Source organism: Actibacterium sp. XHP0104 (genome assembly GCF_025751515.1).
Lineage (GTDB): Bacteria > Pseudomonadota > Alphaproteobacteria > Rhodobacterales > Rhodobacteraceae > Actibacterium_D.
Window position 1 is genome coordinate 75,379 of sequence record NZ_JAOWLE010000008.1, and the last position, 15,361, is coordinate 90,739.

The 15,361-nt window shown below is 64.5% G+C and carries 18 protein-coding genes and 1 other RNA gene; 10 read left to right on the forward strand and 9 right to left on the reverse strand.

The window, feature by feature from the left end; translation table 11 throughout:
• Positions 1–58 precede the first annotated feature (58 nt).
• Positions 59–157: signal recognition particle sRNA small type (ffs, locus tag OE856_RS12440), an RNA gene on the forward strand.
• Here ffs and OE856_RS12445 read toward each other — a convergent pair.
• Positions 157–1,689: an ankyrin repeat domain-containing protein gene (locus OE856_RS12445; RefSeq protein ID WP_263716453.1), complete on the reverse strand. Its 1,533-nt coding sequence runs from the start codon at positions 1,687–1,689 to the stop codon at positions 157–159. The two genes, ffs and OE856_RS12445, sit on opposite strands and share 1 nt — an antisense overlap.
• Before the next feature lie 156 nt (positions 1,690–1,845).
• Entirely contained in the window at positions 1,846–2,682 is an 837-nt protein-coding gene (locus OE856_RS12450) for a neutral zinc metallopeptidase (protein WP_263716454.1), read from the reverse strand.
• A 112-nt stretch (positions 2,683–2,794) separates the two neighbouring features.
• Between OE856_RS12450 and OE856_RS12455 the strand changes: the two genes are divergently transcribed.
• Genes OE856_RS12455 through OE856_RS12480 form a run of 6 tightly spaced genes read left to right on the forward strand, consistent with a single transcriptional unit; the run spans position 2,795 to position 7,087 of the window.
• Entirely contained in the window at positions 2,795–3,157 is a 363-nt protein-coding gene (locus tag OE856_RS12455; RefSeq protein WP_263716455.1) for a DUF202 domain-containing protein, read from the forward strand.
• A 47-nt stretch (positions 3,158–3,204) separates the two neighbouring features.
• Positions 3,205–4,968, forward strand: coding sequence for a DNA polymerase III subunit gamma/tau (locus tag OE856_RS12460; protein ID WP_263716512.1), 1,764 nt, complete (start codon positions 3,205–3,207; stop codon positions 4,966–4,968).
• Positions 4,944–5,345, forward strand: a complete 402-nt coding sequence (locus OE856_RS12465; protein ID WP_263716456.1) for a hypothetical protein — start codon at positions 4,944–4,946, stop codon at positions 5,343–5,345. Before OE856_RS12460 ends, OE856_RS12465 begins: the two co-directional genes overlap by 25 nt.
• Before the next feature lie 15 nt (positions 5,346–5,360).
• Positions 5,361–5,705 (forward strand): YbaB/EbfC family nucleoid-associated protein, encoded by a 345-nt coding sequence (locus OE856_RS12470; RefSeq protein ID WP_263716458.1) that lies wholly within the window; start codon positions 5,361–5,363, stop codon positions 5,703–5,705.
• A gap of 3 nt (positions 5,706–5,708) precedes the next feature.
• Positions 5,709–6,308 (forward strand): recombination mediator RecR, encoded by a 600-nt coding sequence (gene recR, locus OE856_RS12475; protein ID WP_263716459.1) that lies wholly within the window; start codon positions 5,709–5,711, stop codon positions 6,306–6,308.
• Between the two features lie 20 nt (positions 6,309–6,328).
• On the forward strand, positions 6,329–7,087 hold the full coding sequence (locus OE856_RS12480) for a nuclear transport factor 2 family protein (RefSeq protein WP_263716460.1): 759 nt from the start codon (positions 6,329–6,331) through the stop codon (positions 7,085–7,087).
• Positions 7,088–7,120: 33 nt separating this feature from the next.
• Here the strand turns inward: OE856_RS12480 and OE856_RS12485 are convergent, their stop codons facing one another.
• Both OE856_RS12485 and OE856_RS12490 read right to left on the reverse strand, forming a co-directional pair.
• Positions 7,121–7,750: an FMN-binding negative transcriptional regulator gene (locus OE856_RS12485; RefSeq protein ID WP_263716461.1), complete on the reverse strand. Its 630-nt coding sequence runs from the start codon at positions 7,748–7,750 to the stop codon at positions 7,121–7,123.
• A gap of 108 nt (positions 7,751–7,858) precedes the next feature.
• Positions 7,859–8,599 carry a DUF1013 domain-containing protein gene (locus tag OE856_RS12490; protein WP_263716462.1) on the reverse strand — a complete coding sequence of 247 codons (741 nt, stop codon included), beginning with the start codon at positions 8,597–8,599 and terminating at the stop codon, positions 7,859–7,861.
• Between the two features lie 127 nt (positions 8,600–8,726).
• Between OE856_RS12490 and OE856_RS12495 the strand changes: the two genes are divergently transcribed.
• Positions 8,727–9,356 carry a ribonuclease T2 gene (locus OE856_RS12495; protein ID WP_263716463.1) on the forward strand — a complete coding sequence of 210 codons (630 nt, stop codon included), beginning with the start codon at positions 8,727–8,729 and terminating at the stop codon, positions 9,354–9,356.
• A gap of 80 nt (positions 9,357–9,436) precedes the next feature.
• Positions 9,437–9,919, forward strand: coding sequence for a hypothetical protein (locus tag OE856_RS12500; RefSeq protein WP_263716464.1), 483 nt, complete (start codon positions 9,437–9,439; stop codon positions 9,917–9,919).
• A 9-nt stretch (positions 9,920–9,928) separates the two neighbouring features.
• Here the strand turns inward: OE856_RS12500 and OE856_RS12505 are convergent, their stop codons facing one another.
• From OE856_RS12505 to OE856_RS12515, 3 genes are read right to left on the reverse strand one after another with little or no spacing between them, the layout of a single operon-like run.
• The gene (locus tag OE856_RS12505) at positions 9,929–10,300 is read right to left on the reverse strand and encodes an STAS/SEC14 domain-containing protein (protein WP_263716465.1); all 372 of its coding nucleotides are present in this window, start codon (positions 10,298–10,300) and stop codon (positions 9,929–9,931) included.
• Between the two features lie 59 nt (positions 10,301–10,359).
• On the reverse strand, positions 10,360–11,340 hold the full coding sequence (locus OE856_RS12510) for an NAD(P)H-quinone oxidoreductase (protein ID WP_263716513.1): 981 nt from the start codon (positions 11,338–11,340) through the stop codon (positions 10,360–10,362).
• Between the two features lie 15 nt (positions 11,341–11,355).
• Positions 11,356–12,033, reverse strand: a complete 678-nt coding sequence (locus OE856_RS12515; RefSeq protein WP_263716466.1) for a COQ9 family protein — start codon at positions 12,031–12,033, stop codon at positions 11,356–11,358.
• Positions 12,034–12,144: 111 nt separating this feature from the next.
• On the opposite strand from OE856_RS12515, the gene rpsU reads away from it, so the two are divergent.
• Positions 12,145–12,351, forward strand: a complete 207-nt coding sequence (rpsU, locus tag OE856_RS12520; RefSeq protein ID WP_008207378.1) for a 30S ribosomal protein S21 — start codon at positions 12,145–12,147, stop codon at positions 12,349–12,351.
• Between the two features lie 120 nt (positions 12,352–12,471).
• Here the strand turns inward: rpsU and OE856_RS12525 are convergent, their stop codons facing one another.
• Entirely contained in the window at positions 12,472–14,355 is a 1,884-nt protein-coding gene (locus tag OE856_RS12525) for a PhoX family protein (protein WP_263716469.1), read from the reverse strand.
• Positions 14,356–14,437: 82 nt separating this feature from the next.
• Positions 14,438–15,355 (reverse strand): polyphosphate kinase 2, encoded by a 918-nt coding sequence (gene ppk2, locus OE856_RS12530; RefSeq protein ID WP_263716470.1) that lies wholly within the window; start codon positions 15,353–15,355, stop codon positions 14,438–14,440.
• Positions 15,356–15,361 lie beyond the last annotated feature (6 nt).

Sequence of the window (15,361 nt, forward strand, 5' to 3'; positions counted from 1 at the left end):
CCTGCCTTGCCCAAACCCCATGCTTGCGAATCCGCCACGCGCGCCCTATATCACCTCTCGAGAGGTTGGCGCGGGCAGGCACCTCGCCAACCCGGTCAGGTCCGGAAGGAAGCAGCCGTAACGAGCCCCGCTTGGGTCGTTGTCCAGCCTCTCACCCTAATCCCCCTCAACGACCTGCCCCGGATAGGCTGCGGCCCAGTCGGTTAGAAACGCCGCCATGTCGGGCTGCCCGGCCAGCGTGACCGCCTTGCGCGGCAGGGCGACGCCATGTTCCAGAGCCAGACGGGCGCAGGCGACGTGATCGCGCGTGGCCCTTTCGGGGCAGTTCTCCGACCCGTGGATGATCGTGCCCAGCAATGTACCGCCATAGCCGTTCACATGCCCCAGATCGGGGCGCTGCGAGATCAGCCAGCCCAGAACCTCGGGCAACCCGCTCCAGCCCGCGGCCTGAACCGGGGTAACGCCTTGCGCGTCGGGCCGGTCATATTCCAGACCCAGCGCCACCAGCCGTTTCATATGGTCCAGCTTGCCGGGCAGATGCAGGATCTCGCGCAGGATGTTGCGATAGGCGTCGGGCAGGCGCGCGGGGTCGATAAAGCGCCCGCTGGTCTCGCGTCCTTCGGCGGCAGCGGCCAACAGCTCTTCGTCGGGGGTCAGCGCCGGGGGCGTGCCCTGCGCCTCTATCGCGCGGGCCAGATCGGTGTTGCCGAACACCCGCGCATAGCCATAGGCCGACACGCCATCATGCAAGCGCGCCGGGTCGGCCCCGGCCCCCAGCAACATGTCGATCATACGCCGGTCGCTCATCCGGCGGGCAGCCTGGTGCAGCGCCGGAATGACCCACGGCTCTTCTCCGTCCACGCTGTCAGGCACAAATTCGTCCGCATCTGCGCCATGATCCAGCAGCATCTGCACCGCCCGATGATCGTGAAAATCCATCGCCCGCAGCAAGGCGTTGGTGCCGCGCGGTTCGGCGCCTGCCGCCAGCAACATCCGCAGCCCATCATGATGGCCCAGCTCGGTGGCATGATAGAGGCTCTCGCCATCATTCGGGTCGGCGCCGTGATCCAACAGCCATTGCCCCAGCGCCATGTTATTTGCATGCCCGATCGCGCCATATAGCGCCGACAGCGAGTGCTCATCCCCTGCCCCCAAGGGTGCGGAATCGTTCACATCGGCGCCATGGACCAATAGCAGCTCGGCAATGGTCAGCATGTCGGCCTTCAACTCAGGGCGGGCGTGGATATAGCGCGAATAGGCCAGATGCAGCATCGGCGTGCGCGGGCCGCGCTTGCGGGTGGCGGCCTCGGGGTCATCTTCCAAGGCGCGCTGCACCGCCGCCAGATCATACAAGGCAACCTGAAGCCCCAGCAGCCCATCCGCCAGATCGGGGGTTTCCTTCAGCAAGGCCTCCACCACGTGGTTTTGCCCGTGATACAGCGCCACTTTCAGCCGCTGTTGCCGCGCCGCGCGGTCAAGTCCGATGGTTTCGGCGGCGAATTTCAACTCGGGCCAGGTCGCGAACCCGGCTTCGCGCGCCATCACATGCAGAAAATCCGCGTGCTTCAGATCAGCCACGGGCCGCGATACATGGCCCCGCACCCGCGCGATAGCCACGGCATCATGTGCCTCGACCATGCGTTGCAATACCTTCGCCTGACGGCGCAATTTATCCAAAGAGTTTGTCATCGGTTTCCCCTTTACGCGCCCGAGGATCCGCTATCCGGGCCAGAGTAACCGAAAGATATGTCGGTCGTTGATAGGGGCGTGCCGATGCAGCTTTCCGCGGACCAGGTGGCCGCGCCCGGCGGCCTGCCTCCTGATACCACGTGCCGTCGACCAGTGCTAGAGCCGCGCCGCGCTGAACGTGTCGCATTGCGCGATGTCGCCGGTCTTATAACCGCGCGCAAACCAGTCGGCGCGCTGTTTCGACGTGCCATGGGTAAAGGTATGCGGCTGCGGCACCCGGCCCGCCTGGCGTTGCAGGTGATCGTCGCCGATCTTGCGCGCGGCGTTCAGCGCCTCTTCCAGGTCGCCCGGTTCCAGCGTGTTCTCGACCGCGCGGGCCCAGACGCCCGACAGGCAATCGGCCTGCAATTCCAGCCTCACGGTCAGCGCGTTGGCCTCGGTCGTGCTGGCGCGCTGGCGCAGGGAGTTGACCTTGGGCAGGATGCCCAGCTCGTTCTGCACATGGTGGGCCACCTCATGGGCAATCACATAGGCGGCGGCGAAATCGCCCCCCGCGCCCAGTTGCCGGTGCAGCGTGGCAAAGAACGCCGTGTCCAGATAGGCCTTTTCATCCAGCGGGCAGTAAAACGGCCCCGTCGCCCCCGACGCCCCGCCACAGGGGCTAGAGGTCACATTGGCGAACAGCACCAGCGTCGGCGGCTGATAGGTGCGGCCCAGCTGGTTGGTGAATACGTCATCCCAAACGGCCTCGGTCGTGGCCAGAACGCGGGCGGTGAATTCCCCGGCCTGTTGTTCCTCGGCGGTCAGCTCGCGGGTTTCGCCGGTCTGAGGCTGGGCGGCCTGTTCCAGCAGCGGGGTCACATCGACCCCGGCGAAATAACCGATCGCCAGCACCAACAGCAGGCCAACCCCACCAATCCCGCCAACGGCGCGCCCGCCGCTGCGGCGGCGATCCTCGATATTGCGGCTGCCGCGAATGCCTTTCAAACGCATGATCGTTACTCCTGCTGACTTGCGACCAATCTAGCCAAAGCGGCGCCCTGATCCAGCGTTTCGTAGGGGGAATTTTCTGGCCAATCCAGCCTCGCGGCCTAAGATCAGCCCCATGAGCACCGAGAACGACAAAAGCCAACAGCGCACCGAATGGTCCGAAGACCGCACCCTGATGGCGAACGAGCGCACCTATTCCAGCTGGATCGGCACCGGCCTGGGCGCGATCGGCGTGGCGCTGGGGCTTAGGGCCGTGTTCGGCAGCTTCGAGCCCGTCTGGGCGGCAAAACTGGTGGCCTCGGTCTTTCTGGCGGCGGCGCTGGCCATATTCTGGGCCGCGCGCAACAACGCCTGCAAGACGCATCGCCGGCTGAACGATCACGATGCCAATCCGGTGCCGCCCTCAGCCTATACCCGGCTGACCACCATACTGACCGTCGCCACCCTCGCCACAGGCGCCATCCTCTGGAGCCTTTAGGCGGTGGACGTGCCCCGGCGCGGGCTTTACGGTCATTCGGAACACGAATCCAACAGGCCGTCATGAGCGACACCCCCAAACAGGGCTACCAGGTTCTTGCCCGCAAATACCGCCCCGCCACCTTTGCCGATCTGATCGGCCAAGAGGCGATGGTGCGTACCCTCAAGAACGCCTTTGCCGCCGACCGGATCGCGCAGGCATTCATCATGACCGGCATTCGCGGCACCGGCAAAACCACCACCGCGCGGATCATTTCCAAGGGCATGAACTGTATCGGCCCCGACGGCACCGGCGGCCCCACGACCGAACCATGCGGTGTGTGCGAACATTGCGTCGCCATCGCCGAGGGCCGCCATGTCGACGTGATGGAGATGGACGCCGCCAGCCGCACCGGTGTGGGTGACATCCGCGAGATTATCGACAGCGTGCATTACCGGGCGGCATCGGCGCGCTACAAGATCTACATCATCGACGAGGTTCACATGCTGTCGACCAGCGCGTTCAACGCGCTGCTCAAGACGCTGGAGGAACCGCCCGCCCACGTCAAATTCATCTTTGCCACGACCGAGATCCGCAAGGTGCCGGTGACGGTTCTGTCGCGCTGTCAGCGGTTCGACCTGCGCCGGATCGAGCCCGAGGTGATGATCGCCCACCTGCAAGGCATCGCCGCCAAAGAGGGCGCGCAGATCGCCGAGGATGCGCTGGCCCTGATCACCCGCGCCGCCGAAGGATCAGTGCGCGACGCGATGTCCCTGCTTGATCAGGCCATCAGCCACGGCGCCGGTGAAACCACCGCGACGCAGGTGCGCGCCATGCTGGGCCTGGCCGATCGGGGCCGGGTGCTGGATCTCTTTGACATGATCATGCGCGGCGACGCGTCCGGCGCGCTGTCGGAACTGGCCGCGCAATATGCCGACGGGGCCGACCCGATGGCGGTGCTGCGCGACCTGGCCGAGATCACCCATTGGGTCAGCGTCATCCAGATCACCCCGCAAGCCGCCGAAGACCCGACCGTTTCGCCCGATGAACGCGCGCGCGGACAGGCCATGGCGCAGGAACTGCCGATCCGCGTGATGTCGCGCATGTGGCAGATGCTGCTGAAGGCAATCGAAGAGGTCACCCAGGCCCCCAACGCCATGATGGCGGCCGAAATGGCGATCATCCGCCTGACCCATGTGTCGAACCTGCCCACCCCCGAGGATCTGGTGCGCAAGCTGCAAGACACGCCGCCCCCGGTCTCGCCCGGCCCCGGCGCGCCCGCACCAAGTGGCGGCGGCAATGGCCCCAGCGCCTATGCACGCGGCCCCGCGGCCCCCACCGGCAACGGCGGCGGCGGCACCGTAACCGCGCTGGCCCATGCGCCCGAAACCGCTCTGGCGCGCTATGCCACCTTTGCCAGCGCCGTGGCCCTGGTGCGAAATAGCCGCGACATGCAGCTGCTGGTCGAGATCGAGACCTGCCTGCGCCTTGTCAGCTATTCGCCCGGCCGGATCGAATTCGAACCCACGCCCGATGCGCGGCCCGACCTGGCCGCCAAGCTGGGCCAGAAACTGCAAACCCTGACCGGCGCCCGCTGGGCGGTGTCCGTGGTCGGATCGGGCGGCGGCAAAACCATCGCCGAGGAGCGCGACGCCGAGAAACTGGCGCTAGAGGCCGAGGCGCGCGAACACCCGCTGGTGCAGGCGGTTCTGACCGCCTTTCCCAAGGCCCGTATCACCGATATCCGCACCCCCGAGGCTCTGGCCAAGGCCGCCGCGGCCGAGGCCCTGCCCGAAGTCGAGGACGAATGGGACCCCTTCGAAGAAGACTGACCGCCGCGCTGTTCGCCACCCTGCCCGGCCCCGCGTTCGCGCAGGCCTGTGCCACGCAGCGCCCATTCTGGGAGGGCGAACCCGTCTCTGCCTTTGCCGAGGCGATCACGCTGTTCTCGACCCCGGCGGCGCTGATCCTGCTGGCGGCCAGCGCACTGGCCATCCGCTTTCGCCATCAATGGGCCGCGCTGGTCACCTGCCTGCTCTGGAGCTTGCTGACCTCGTCGCTGACGGTGATGGATGTCACCGGCGGCGCGCGGGATGCCGCGATTGCCGAAGGCTGCATCGGCTCTCCGGCCTTGTTTATCGCGGTGGTGGCTGCGATATGTGTCGGGATGATTTTGTATACCGCCCCGCGCCCGTCGCGGGCCCAATAACCGGAGACAGTCTACATGCTGAAAGGTCTGGGTGGTCTTGGCGACATGGCCAAGATGATGAAAGCCGCCAAGGAACTGCAGGAAAAGATGGTCGCCCTGCAAGACGACATGGGCAACATGATCGTCACGGGTGAATCGGGCGCCGGCCTGGTCAAGGCCACCGCCACCGCCAAGGGCGAGCTGACCGGCCTGGAAATCGACCCGTCGATCTTTGTGCCGTCAGAAAAAGAAGTGGCCGAGGACCTGATCCTGGCCGCCATCAAGGACGCCCAGGCCAAGGCCGCCGAGCGCAGCCAGGATGAGATGCGCAAGCTGACCGAAAGCATGGGCCTGCCCGCCGACATGAAACTGCCGTTCTAAGGCATGAACGACAGCACCCGCGACATTCAGGCGCTGATCGACCTGATGGCCCGCCTGCCGGGCCTCGGGCCCCGGTCGGCACGCCGCGCGGTGCTGCACATGATCAAAAAGCGCGGGCTGTTGATGGCCCCGCTTGCCGACACGATGGCCCATGTCGCCGCCACCGCCCGCGAATGCATCACCTGCGGCAATATCGGCACCTCGGATATCTGCGACATCTGCACCGACGACCGCCGCGCCACCGGTGAAATCTGCGTGGTCGAAGACGTGGCCGACCTGTGGGCGATGGAACGCGCGCAGGTGTTCAAGGGCCGCTATCACGTGCTGGGCGGCACGCTTAGCGCGCTGGACGCCGTCGGCCCCGAAGACCTACGCATCCCCCGCCTGATCGACCGCGTCACCGCCGAGGGCGTGACCGAGGTGATCCTGGCGCTGAACGCCACCGTCGACGGCCAGACCACCGCCCACTACATCGCAGAACAGCTGGAAGACCGCGGCGTGTCGATCACCTCGCTGGCCCAGGGCGTGCCGATCGGCGGAGAGCTGGACTATCTCGACGACGGCACCATCAGCGCGGCGCTGAAGGCGCGCAAGAGGTTCTGACCCCAACAAGGACGGCCCGAATGACTTCGAAACGCCAGCTTCTCCAAACCCTGCTCAAGGGGATCGAAACCGGGGAGGCCAAGGCCGCCGCCGTTGTCAACGAAAGCAAATACATCCAGCACAACCCCCAGACGCACGAGGGCAGCGAGGGGCTGGCGACCCTCTTCGCGCGGCTGGCCAAGACCAACCCCAAGGTGACATTCATCCGGGTGTTCGAAGACGGCGATTATGCCTTTGCCCATAACGAATACGACTTTTCCAGCCTCCGCGCCGCGTTCGAGGTGTTCCGGTTCGAAAACGGTCAGGCGGTCGAGCATTGGGACAACATTCAGCCCCTGCGCGGCCCGAACCCGTCGGGGCGCGGCATGCTGGACGGTCAGACCCAGATCCGTGATCTGGACCAGACCGAGGCCAACCGCGCCCTGGCCCGCGACTTTGTGCAAAACGTCCTGATCGCGCGCCAGTTCGACCGGCTGGAGCAATTCCTCAGCCCCGATCTGATACAACACGACCCCGACCTTGCCGATGGCATCGCGCCACTGCACGCGGCGCTGGCGCGGCAAAACGGCGACACGCCGCATATCCGCTACGAACGGCTGCACAAGGTTCTGGCCGAGGGCAATTTCGTGCTCTGCATGTCCGAAGGCCACAAGGATGGCGCGCACACCAGTTTCTACAACCTGTTCCGCATCGACACGGGCAAGATCGTCGAACACTGGAACACGGTCGAAACCATCGCGCCGCGCAGCGAGTGGAAGAACGACAACGGCAAATTCTGACCGCCTAGCCTCGCAGTCCGAAACGCGCAGAAATCACTTGGGTTTGTCCAACCGCCGCGCCATCTGATCGGCCAGCGCCTCGCCCCCTGTCGCGCGCAGGCCGGATATCGCGCCCTCATAATCCTGCGCTTCCCGGTTCTGGCTGAGTTTCGATTTGGCCAGCACCCGGTCGACCTCGATCTTGAAGGCCACGATACCGCCCAGCATCTGCTCCATGTAATCGGCGGGGGCATCGGCCATCCGCCACGCATCCGCGCCGTTCACGCGCCGCTCGTGCAGACGGGTCAGCAACCCGACCACCGCACGCTTGGCCTGTGTGTCATGCTGAAAGCGGATGCGGCCATACACATGCGCCACCTGGTAATTCCATGTCGGCACATGCCGGTGGTGCTGTGCCTTGGTCGGATAGAAATTCGGTGAAACATAGGCGTCGTCGCCGCGAAAGACCGCCAGCACCTCTTGGTCCGGCGTGATCAGGCGGTGCATGTCATTCGCCAGGGCCACATGGCCAATCAGACTGCCATCCGGTGTGGCCAGCAGGGGGATGTGATTGGCGATCAGCCCTTGGTCGGTCTGCGCCACGATACAGGCCAGCGGCGCATGTTCCATGATCGCGGCGATCTGGGTCTTGTCGGTCTCTTGGAAATGGTCCGGAACATACATGCGGGCGCCCTTGGTCAGATGTCCCGGCATTGTCAGGCAGGCCGCACCCCCTGCACAACAAAAAACCCGGCCAGTGGCCGGGTTTTCTGCAAGCGCCTGAGGCAGGGCTTATTCGTCTTCGTCGTCATCCCCGCCCGGCAGGTTGAAAAAGCTGTCAGCGTCGGGCAGCGGGGCCTCTTTCTCGTCATCGTCATTGCCCGACAGCGAGAAGGTCTCCAGCCCGGCGATCGACGAGGGCATGCGCGGCTCGGTTTCCATCTCCAGCGACTGCTCGGTCGACAAGAGCTTGCGGCGCTCGTCGTCGGTCATGGCGGCGCCTTCGGCGGCCTTCTTGGCGGCGGCCTTTTGCACGGCGGCGTCCAGCTCGGACTGTTTGCACAGGCCCAGCGCGACCGGGTCGATCGGCTGCATGTTGGAAATGTTCCAGTGGGTGCGCTCGCGGATCGACTGGATCGTCGGCTTGGTGGTGCCCACCAGCTTGGCGATCTGGCCGTCGGTCAGCTCGGGGTGGAACTTGACCAGCCACAGGATCGAGTTGGGGCGGTCCTGGCGTTTCGACAGCGGGGTGTAACGCGGGCCACGGCGTTTTTCCTCGCCCACGGCGGCGGCGTTGAACTTCAGCTTCAGCTTGTGCAGCGGATCGGCCTCGGCCTTGTCGATCTCTTCCTGGGTCAGCTGGTTGTTGGCAACCGGGTCGAACCCCTTGACGCCTGCGGCCACGTCGCCATCGGCAATGCCCTGAACCTCCAGCTCGTGCAGGCCGCAGAAATCGGCGATCTGCTTGAAGCTGATGGTCGTGTTATCCACCAGCCAGACTGCGGTGGCCTTTGCCATGATCGGTTTGTCCATGGGCCTTACTCCTTCGAACATATCTCTCCCGCGCCGGGAAAACGGCTGGTCCGGCTGGACCTTATCCTCGTTTTCGGGGAGGGTTTGGCCCGTATATAGTCGGCCTTGGAACGAGAGGAAAGAGAAAATGCGTTGGGTGCTGGTGCTGCTGCTGACGGCCGGGCTGGCCCGGGCCGAGGGGGACAAGGCGGGCGATTTCGACTATTACCTGCTGTCGCTCAGCTGGTCGCCGACCTGGTGCGCGCTGGAAGGCGAGGCGCGCAACTCGCCGCAATGTGATGCGGGCGCGGGGTTCGGCTGGGTGCTGCACGGGCTTTGGCCGCAATATGAACAGGGCTGGCCCAGCCACTGCTATTCGACCCATCGCAACCCGTCGCGCAGCCAGACCGCCGCCATGGCCGATATCATGGGCACATCCGGCCTGGCCTGGTATCAGTGGAAAAAACACGGTCGCTGTTCCGGCCTGCCGGCGCAGGACTATTACGACCAGGCCCGCGCCGCCTATAACGCCGTCACCCGGCCCGAGGTATTCCGCCGCCTCAAAGGCCCGATCCGCCTGCCCGCCCGCGTGATCGAAGAGGCGTTCATCGCCGAGAACCCGCAGCTGTGGCCCGATGCGATCACCGTCACCTGCCGCGATAACCGCATCCAGGAGGTGCGCATCTGCCTGACCCGGGACCTGCAACCGCGCGACTGCGGGGCCGACACGGTGCGCGACTGCACCCTGCCCCGCGCGCTGATGGATCCGGTCGACTGACGCGAATTTCCCCGGAATCGGCGCCTTGTGCTATAGTTCCCCCGTCGCGACACGCGACTTTCCTTGGGGGGAACAATTCAATGAAACAGTTACTATTCCTTGGCGCGGCAGCATTCTGCGCGCTCTCGCTGCCGACTCAGGCCGAGCAAACCTACTCGAACACCGGCATGGCCAAGGCCAAGGTCATGTCGACGGTTCATGGTATAGGCGACGGCCACATGGTCATTCAGATCCACAGCGAGTTCACCAATGTCACGACCGAGGACACCTCGAACCCGCTGAACGGCGCCTCGGGCCCCTGTTTCGGGTCGGTCGAAATCATCGTCCCGAATGTCACAGGCGGCGGCCATTGCGTCTATACCGACACGCAGGGCGACATGGCTGTCCTGACCTGGACATCGACCCAATTGACCGAAGGCGGCGGCACCGCCGGGTCTTGGCAACTGACCGGTGGTAGCGGGAAATACGCAGGTGCCACGGGCGGTGGCGGCTACGCAACCACCACCGACAATGATGCTGGCATTCAGACCAACCAGATCAGCGGCGACATCACCCTGCGCTGAGCAGTCGCGTCAGGCGTTGATCCAGCTTTTGACGTCGTCCAGGTCATCGGTTTCAAAAACCTGCACATCCGCCGGGATCAGCGGGGCGAACAGCTTGACCCCCATCGCGATCCAGTCGGCATCGGTGACAATGGCGATGCGTTCAAAATCGCGGATATGCAGCAAACCCAGGCGGGCATCGTCCCAGGCCGCGCCTGCGGTAAAACCTTCGAACCCGTCGCCCAGCATATAGACCAGCCGCACCTTGCCGGTCTTGGCGATCTGTTCCTCGACCATCGGCATCAATTCCTGCTCATACGCATCTGAATCGATCTTGCCGGTGGCGGTGACGGCCAGCACCGTATCGGGAAAACCCGGAAGCCGTCTGAAATGACCTTTCATGGCACCCTCCTGTCTTTGGGCCAGTATGCAGGCCCAAGGTAACGGCGCCATGATGTGGCTCAGATTTTCAGAACGATCTTGCCGATATGCTGACTGCTCTCCATCCGCGCATGGGCTGCGGCGGCGGCCTCGAGGGCGAACGCGCTGTCCATCACAGGCGCGATCCGCCCGGCATCGAGCAGCGGCCAGACCTTTTCGCGCAGCTCATCCGCGATGCGCGCCTTGGCCAGATCCGATTGCGGCCGCAGGGTCGAGCCGGTGATCGTCAGCCGCCGCGCCATGACGACGGCGAAATTGATCTCGGCCTTGGGGCCCGACAGGAACGCGATATGCACCATGCGCCCGTCATCGGCCAGCGCGCGGATGTTGCGGGCGATATAGCTGCCGCCAACCATGTCGAGGATCAGGTTCGCGCCGCCCTCGGCTTTCATCACTTCAACGAAATCCTCGTCGCGGTAATTGATCGCGCGCTCGGCCCCCAAGCCGCGGCAGACCTGGCATTTGTCATCCGACCCCGCCGTGGTGAACACCCGCGCGCCAAAGGCATGGGCCAGCTGGATCGCGGTCGTGCCGATGCCGCTTGAGCCGCCATGCACCAAAAACCGCTCGCCCGCCTGCAATCCGCCGCGCATGAACACGTTCGACCAGACGGTGAAAAAGGTTTCGGGCAGGCAGGCGGCCTGTTTCAGATCCATCCCCTTGGGCACCGGCAGGCAATGGGCGGCAGGCGTCGCCACGTATTCGGCATAGCCGCCACCGGGCAGAAGCGCGCAGACCTGATCGCCAATGGCCAGATCGCTAACGCCCTCGCCCAGCGCGACAACCTCGCCCGCGCCTTCCAGCCCCGGCAGGTCGGATGCCGTGGGCGGCGGTGCGTAAGACCCCGCCCGTTGCAGCGCATCGGGCCGGTTCACCCCGGCATAGGCCAGTTTCAGCACCACCTCGCCGGGCCGGGCCACGGGCACGGGGCGGCTGGTGGGCTGCAATACTTCGGGGCCGCCGGGCTGGGTGATCTCTACGGCGCGCATCATGTCGGGCAATGTCATCGGGTCGTCTTATCCTTTTGAGAAATGTCCGGGCAGGTCGTCGCGTTTCGCCGCCGAGGGCGCACGCACCTTGCCGAAAATCGCGCCCAGCGGCTTGAACAGCGGGTTGTCGCGGGTTTTCGCCTTGAGCTTTTCGAACTGCATCACGTTATCGATGCGCCGGTCGAGAAAGGCCCATGTGTTGGCATGATCGGGGCTGTCATCGCCCAGCCAGAACAGCACGGTCGCACTATAGACACCGGCCAGCGTGCCGCGTTTGGTATACCAGTTCACATCCTCGGATTTGTCGCCCAGCGCGTCCCAGATCGCATCGACCGTGCCCCAGATCGCGCGCGCGCCCTCGCCCGCGTTTTGCGGCAGGGAGAACAGCGTCGTGCCACGGCGCACCAGCTCGCGGTCCTCGACCGCCTCAAGCCGATAGCGCACCGCCGCCGCGATCCGGTCGCGAAAGCGCATGTCGGACAGGTCGGCCTCGGCCAGCCGGGCCAGCATCACCGCATCGCCCTGCCGATGATAGGCCAGCGCCAGATCCACCGCCCCGCGCGGAAAGGCGGCACGCGCCTGTGCCTCGGGGATGCCGGTATCGGCGGCCGCGGCCTTTAGCGTTGCCGCGCTCCAGCCATCGAACGCCACATGCGGCACGGCCGCATCCAGCAGGGTTTTCTGCACCTCGGTCAGATCGGTCATGATGCCCTCCTGTCGGTTTCCCCGGACTGTAGACAAGCTAGCGTCGCTTTGCTATATGGCCACTTCCTGCAATTGACCGAAACTCCAAACTAGAAAGGTGGTGAAAACCACATGCAGGTTAGCGTTCGCGACAACAACGTCGATCAGGCCCTTCGTGCTCTGAAGAAAAAGCTTCAGCGTGAGGGTGTCTTCCGTGAAATGAAGCTCAAGCAGCATTTCGAGAAGCCGTCTGAGAAAAAAGCGCGCGAGAAGGCCGAAGCGATTCGCCGTGCTCGTAAGCTGGCACGCAAAAAAGCCCAGCGTGAAGGTATGCTCTAAGCATCCGATCGACAGGCGAACCGGGGCTCAGGCCCCAGTGCGACGACCCCCGAGCGAAAGCCGGGGGTTTGTTGTTTTGAGGGGCATGAAATGGGCTGGCCGCAATGGCCAGCCATATGATCACCCGATAACGGCGTCATCCTTGCGCTTGACCGCCACGATGCACGAACGCGGCAGGCCCGCGCCGTCGGGGAAGGTGCCGCCGGGGTGCTGGATGCCCACGAACAGGGTGCGGCGGTCGGCGGACCAGGTGATGCCCGTGACCTCGGACCCGTTCGGCCCGGTCAGGAAGCGCGCGATCTCGCCCGTCACCGGGTCGCCAACCAGCATCTGGTTGTTGCCCTGCCCGGCGAAATCGCCCTCGTTGCTGTCATTGCCGTCGGTCTGGATCCACAGCAGGCCCTTTTGGTCGAACATCATCCCGTCGGGCGAGTTGAACATGTTGCCCGGCGTGACATTGGCCGAGCCGCCATAGGCGTCGCCATGCACGGTCGGGTTGCCGGCCATCACGTACAGATCCCAGTCGAAACCGCGGGCCGCATGATCGCCGCCTTCGGGGCGCCAGCGCACGATCTGGCCGTATTTGTTGGCCTCGCGCGGGTTGGGGCCGTTGACCGAGGTGTCGTCGCCGCCGGCATTGGGCTTGATGCCGCGGTTCTTGTTGTTGGTCAGGGCGCAATAGGCCTCGGGCGCGACGGGGTTCACGGCGACCCATTCGGGGCGGTCCATGGTGGTGGCGCCCAGCGCGCTGGCGGCCTGGCGGGTCAGGATGGCGATCTCGGCCTCGGTCATGCCGGTGGCCTCGGGGGTCAGGGCCATCCATTCGCCGGTCTGGTCATCGCTGAACCGGGCGACATACAGCTGGCCCTCATCCAGCAGGGCCGAGGTATCGCCGCCCTCGGCATAGGGGGCGGTCGAGACGAACTTATACAGGAACTCGCCGCGCTCATCGTCGCCCATATAAACGACGACCTGGCCTTCCGAGGCCAAAACGCAAGCCGCGTTCTCATGCTTGAACCGGCCCAGCGCGGTGCGTTTCACCGGGGTCGATTCCGGGTCGGCCGGGTCGATCTCGACGATATAGCCGTGGCGGTTGGGCTCGTTCACATTCTGCGACAGATCGAACCGCGGGTCATGCTGTTCATAGGCATAGCGACCCTCATGCCCGATGCCATAGCGCTTGAACGCCTCGGGCAGTTCCTGCGCCGCATCGGTCGAGCCGAAATAGCCGTTAAAGTTTTCCTCGCAGGTCAGGTAGGTGCCCCAGGGCGTTTTGCCCGCGCCACAGTTGTTGAGCGTGCCCAGAACCTGGGTGCCGGTCGCGTCGGCGGCGGTTTTCAGCAGGTCATGCCCCGCCGCCGGACCAGACAGGCGCATCGGCGTGTTGTGGGTGATGCGGCGGTTGAGCGGTGAATCGACCACCACCTGCCAACCGGCACCGGTTTCGGTGACTTCCATGATGCTGACGCCCTGGGTGTTCTGGATCTTCAGCACATCCTCGGCGCTGGCAGGCATGCCGCCGTCATTGTTGGGCAGGTTGATCTTGAGATTGGCATATTCGTTGTTCACGGCGATCACCTGACGGTTACCGACCACGAACATCTCCATCCCGTCGGTGTTTTCACCGAAAGCCCGTTCCTGCGAGGCAGCGGTGCCGCCGGTCGCCGGATCGAACGCGCCAGCATCAGAAAACAGCGGATCGCCCCAGCGCACCAGAACTTCCCACTCATAGCCCTCGGGCACGTGGATCGTGGCATCGGTCGCGATCGGAATCGGATTGAACCCAAAGCGCCCGCCCGGCCCCATCGCCCGCGCCGAGGTCGAGCCCATCAGCCCAGCCCCCATCGCCGCCGCGCCAGAACCAAAGGCCAGCACACCGCCCAGAAAGCCGCGACGCGACAGGGCGCGGTCAACCACATGGTCGAAATCACAGGTCTCAGGGCGCGGATCGCGCAGCTCGTCGAATTCGTCCCAGCTAAGATCCTGGGTGTTCTGATCCTTCATGGGGAGGCCTCCATCCATCGGTGTTCCTTGCTGGCCGTGCGATTAGCAGCGCCGCGTAACCGGGATGTGACGGCGAACGCCCTTAATAGACCTTGGGCACGTAAAGTTCCGGCGGCAAGACGCGGCGTTCGTAATCGGGGTTGAACACGCGCTCGGGCAACTCGACCTTTTCGTGCGGGATCTCGTGATAGGGAATGCGCGACAAGAGGTGCTCGATACAGTTCAGCCGCTCGCGTTTCTTATCGTTGCCCTCGACGATATACCACGGCGCCTCGGGGATGTTGGTGCGGGCGAACATCTCTTCCTTGGCCTTGGTATACTGTTCCCAGCGCACCCGGCTTTGCAGGTCCATGGGCGACAGTTTCCACTGTTTCATCGGGTCATGAACCCGCATGAGGAATCGCAGCTGCTGTTCCTCGTCGGTGATCGAGAACCAGTATTTCATCAAGATGATGCCGGAACGCACCAGCATCCGTTCAAATTCGGGAACGTCTTCGAAGAACTGTTCCACCTGGTCGGGCGTGGCAAAACCCATCACCCGTTCAACCCCGGCGCGGTTGTACCACGACCGGTCGAACAGCACGATTTCACCGCCCGCAGGCAGGTGCGGCACGTAGCGCTGGAAATACCACTGGCTTTGCTCGCGCCGCGACGGCGCGGGCAGCGCGACCACGCGGGCGACGCGCGGGTTCAGCCGCTGGGTGATGCGTTTGATCACCCCGCCCTTACCGGCACTGTCACGGCCTTCCATGATGATCAGAACCTTGGCACCGGTATGCTGTACCCAATCCTGCAACTTGATCAGCTCGCCCTGAAGGCGCAGCAGGTTGCGGAAATAGACCCGTCGATCCAGCATGTCGGGATGCTGTTCACGGTAGATCTTGCGGATCTCCATCGACAGCATCGGCTCGTTGAAATCGACCTCGATATCCTCGTCGAACGTGTCCTGAAGCTCGGCTTCGAGCCATTCCAGGTTGTCGTGTTCTTCGGGCTGGTCCATGGGCGG

Bases quoted from the DNA above. Each gene is read 5' to 3' on its own strand.
- OE856_RS12465 (WP_263716456.1), top strand. From the start codon at position 4,944: ATGGGACCCCTTCGAAGAAGACTGACCGCCGCGCTGTTCGCCACCCTG.
- recR (WP_263716459.1), top strand. From the start codon at position 5,709: ATGAACGACAGCACCCGCGACATTCAGGCGCTGATCGACCTGATGGCC.
- OE856_RS12515 (WP_263716466.1), bottom strand. From the start codon at position 12,033: ATGACCGATCTGACCGAGGTGCAGAAAACCCTGCTGGATGCGGCCGTG.
- OE856_RS12485 (WP_263716461.1), bottom strand. From the start codon at position 7,750: ATGTATGTTCCGGACCATTTCCAAGAGACCGACAAGACCCAGATCGCC.
- OE856_RS12445 (WP_263716453.1), bottom strand. From the start codon at position 1,689: ATGACAAACTCTTTGGATAAATTGCGCCGTCAGGCGAAGGTATTGCAA.
- OE856_RS12480 (WP_263716460.1), top strand. From the start codon at position 6,329: ATGACTTCGAAACGCCAGCTTCTCCAAACCCTGCTCAAGGGGATCGAA.
- OE856_RS12495 (WP_263716463.1), top strand. From the start codon at position 8,727: ATGCGTTGGGTGCTGGTGCTGCTGCTGACGGCCGGGCTGGCCCGGGCC.
- rpsU (WP_008207378.1), top strand. From the start codon at position 12,145: ATGCAGGTTAGCGTTCGCGACAACAACGTCGATCAGGCCCTTCGTGCT.
- OE856_RS12470 (WP_263716458.1), top strand. From the start codon at position 5,361: ATGCTGAAAGGTCTGGGTGGTCTTGGCGACATGGCCAAGATGATGAAA.
- OE856_RS12490 (WP_263716462.1), bottom strand. From the start codon at position 8,599: ATGGACAAACCGATCATGGCAAAGGCCACCGCAGTCTGGCTGGTGGAT.
- OE856_RS12450 (WP_263716454.1), bottom strand. From the start codon at position 2,682: ATGCGTTTGAAAGGCATTCGCGGCAGCCGCAATATCGAGGATCGCCGC.
- OE856_RS12455 (WP_263716455.1), top strand. From the start codon at position 2,795: ATGAGCACCGAGAACGACAAAAGCCAACAGCGCACCGAATGGTCCGAA.
- OE856_RS12505 (WP_263716465.1), bottom strand. From the start codon at position 10,300: ATGAAAGGTCATTTCAGACGGCTTCCGGGTTTTCCCGATACGGTGCTG.
- ppk2 (WP_263716470.1), bottom strand. From the start codon at position 15,355: ATGGACCAGCCCGAAGAACACGACAACCTGGAATGGCTCGAAGCCGAG.
- OE856_RS12500 (WP_263716464.1), top strand. From the start codon at position 9,437: ATGAAACAGTTACTATTCCTTGGCGCGGCAGCATTCTGCGCGCTCTCG.
- OE856_RS12525 (WP_263716469.1), bottom strand. From the start codon at position 14,355: ATGAAGGATCAGAACACCCAGGATCTTAGCTGGGACGAATTCGACGAG.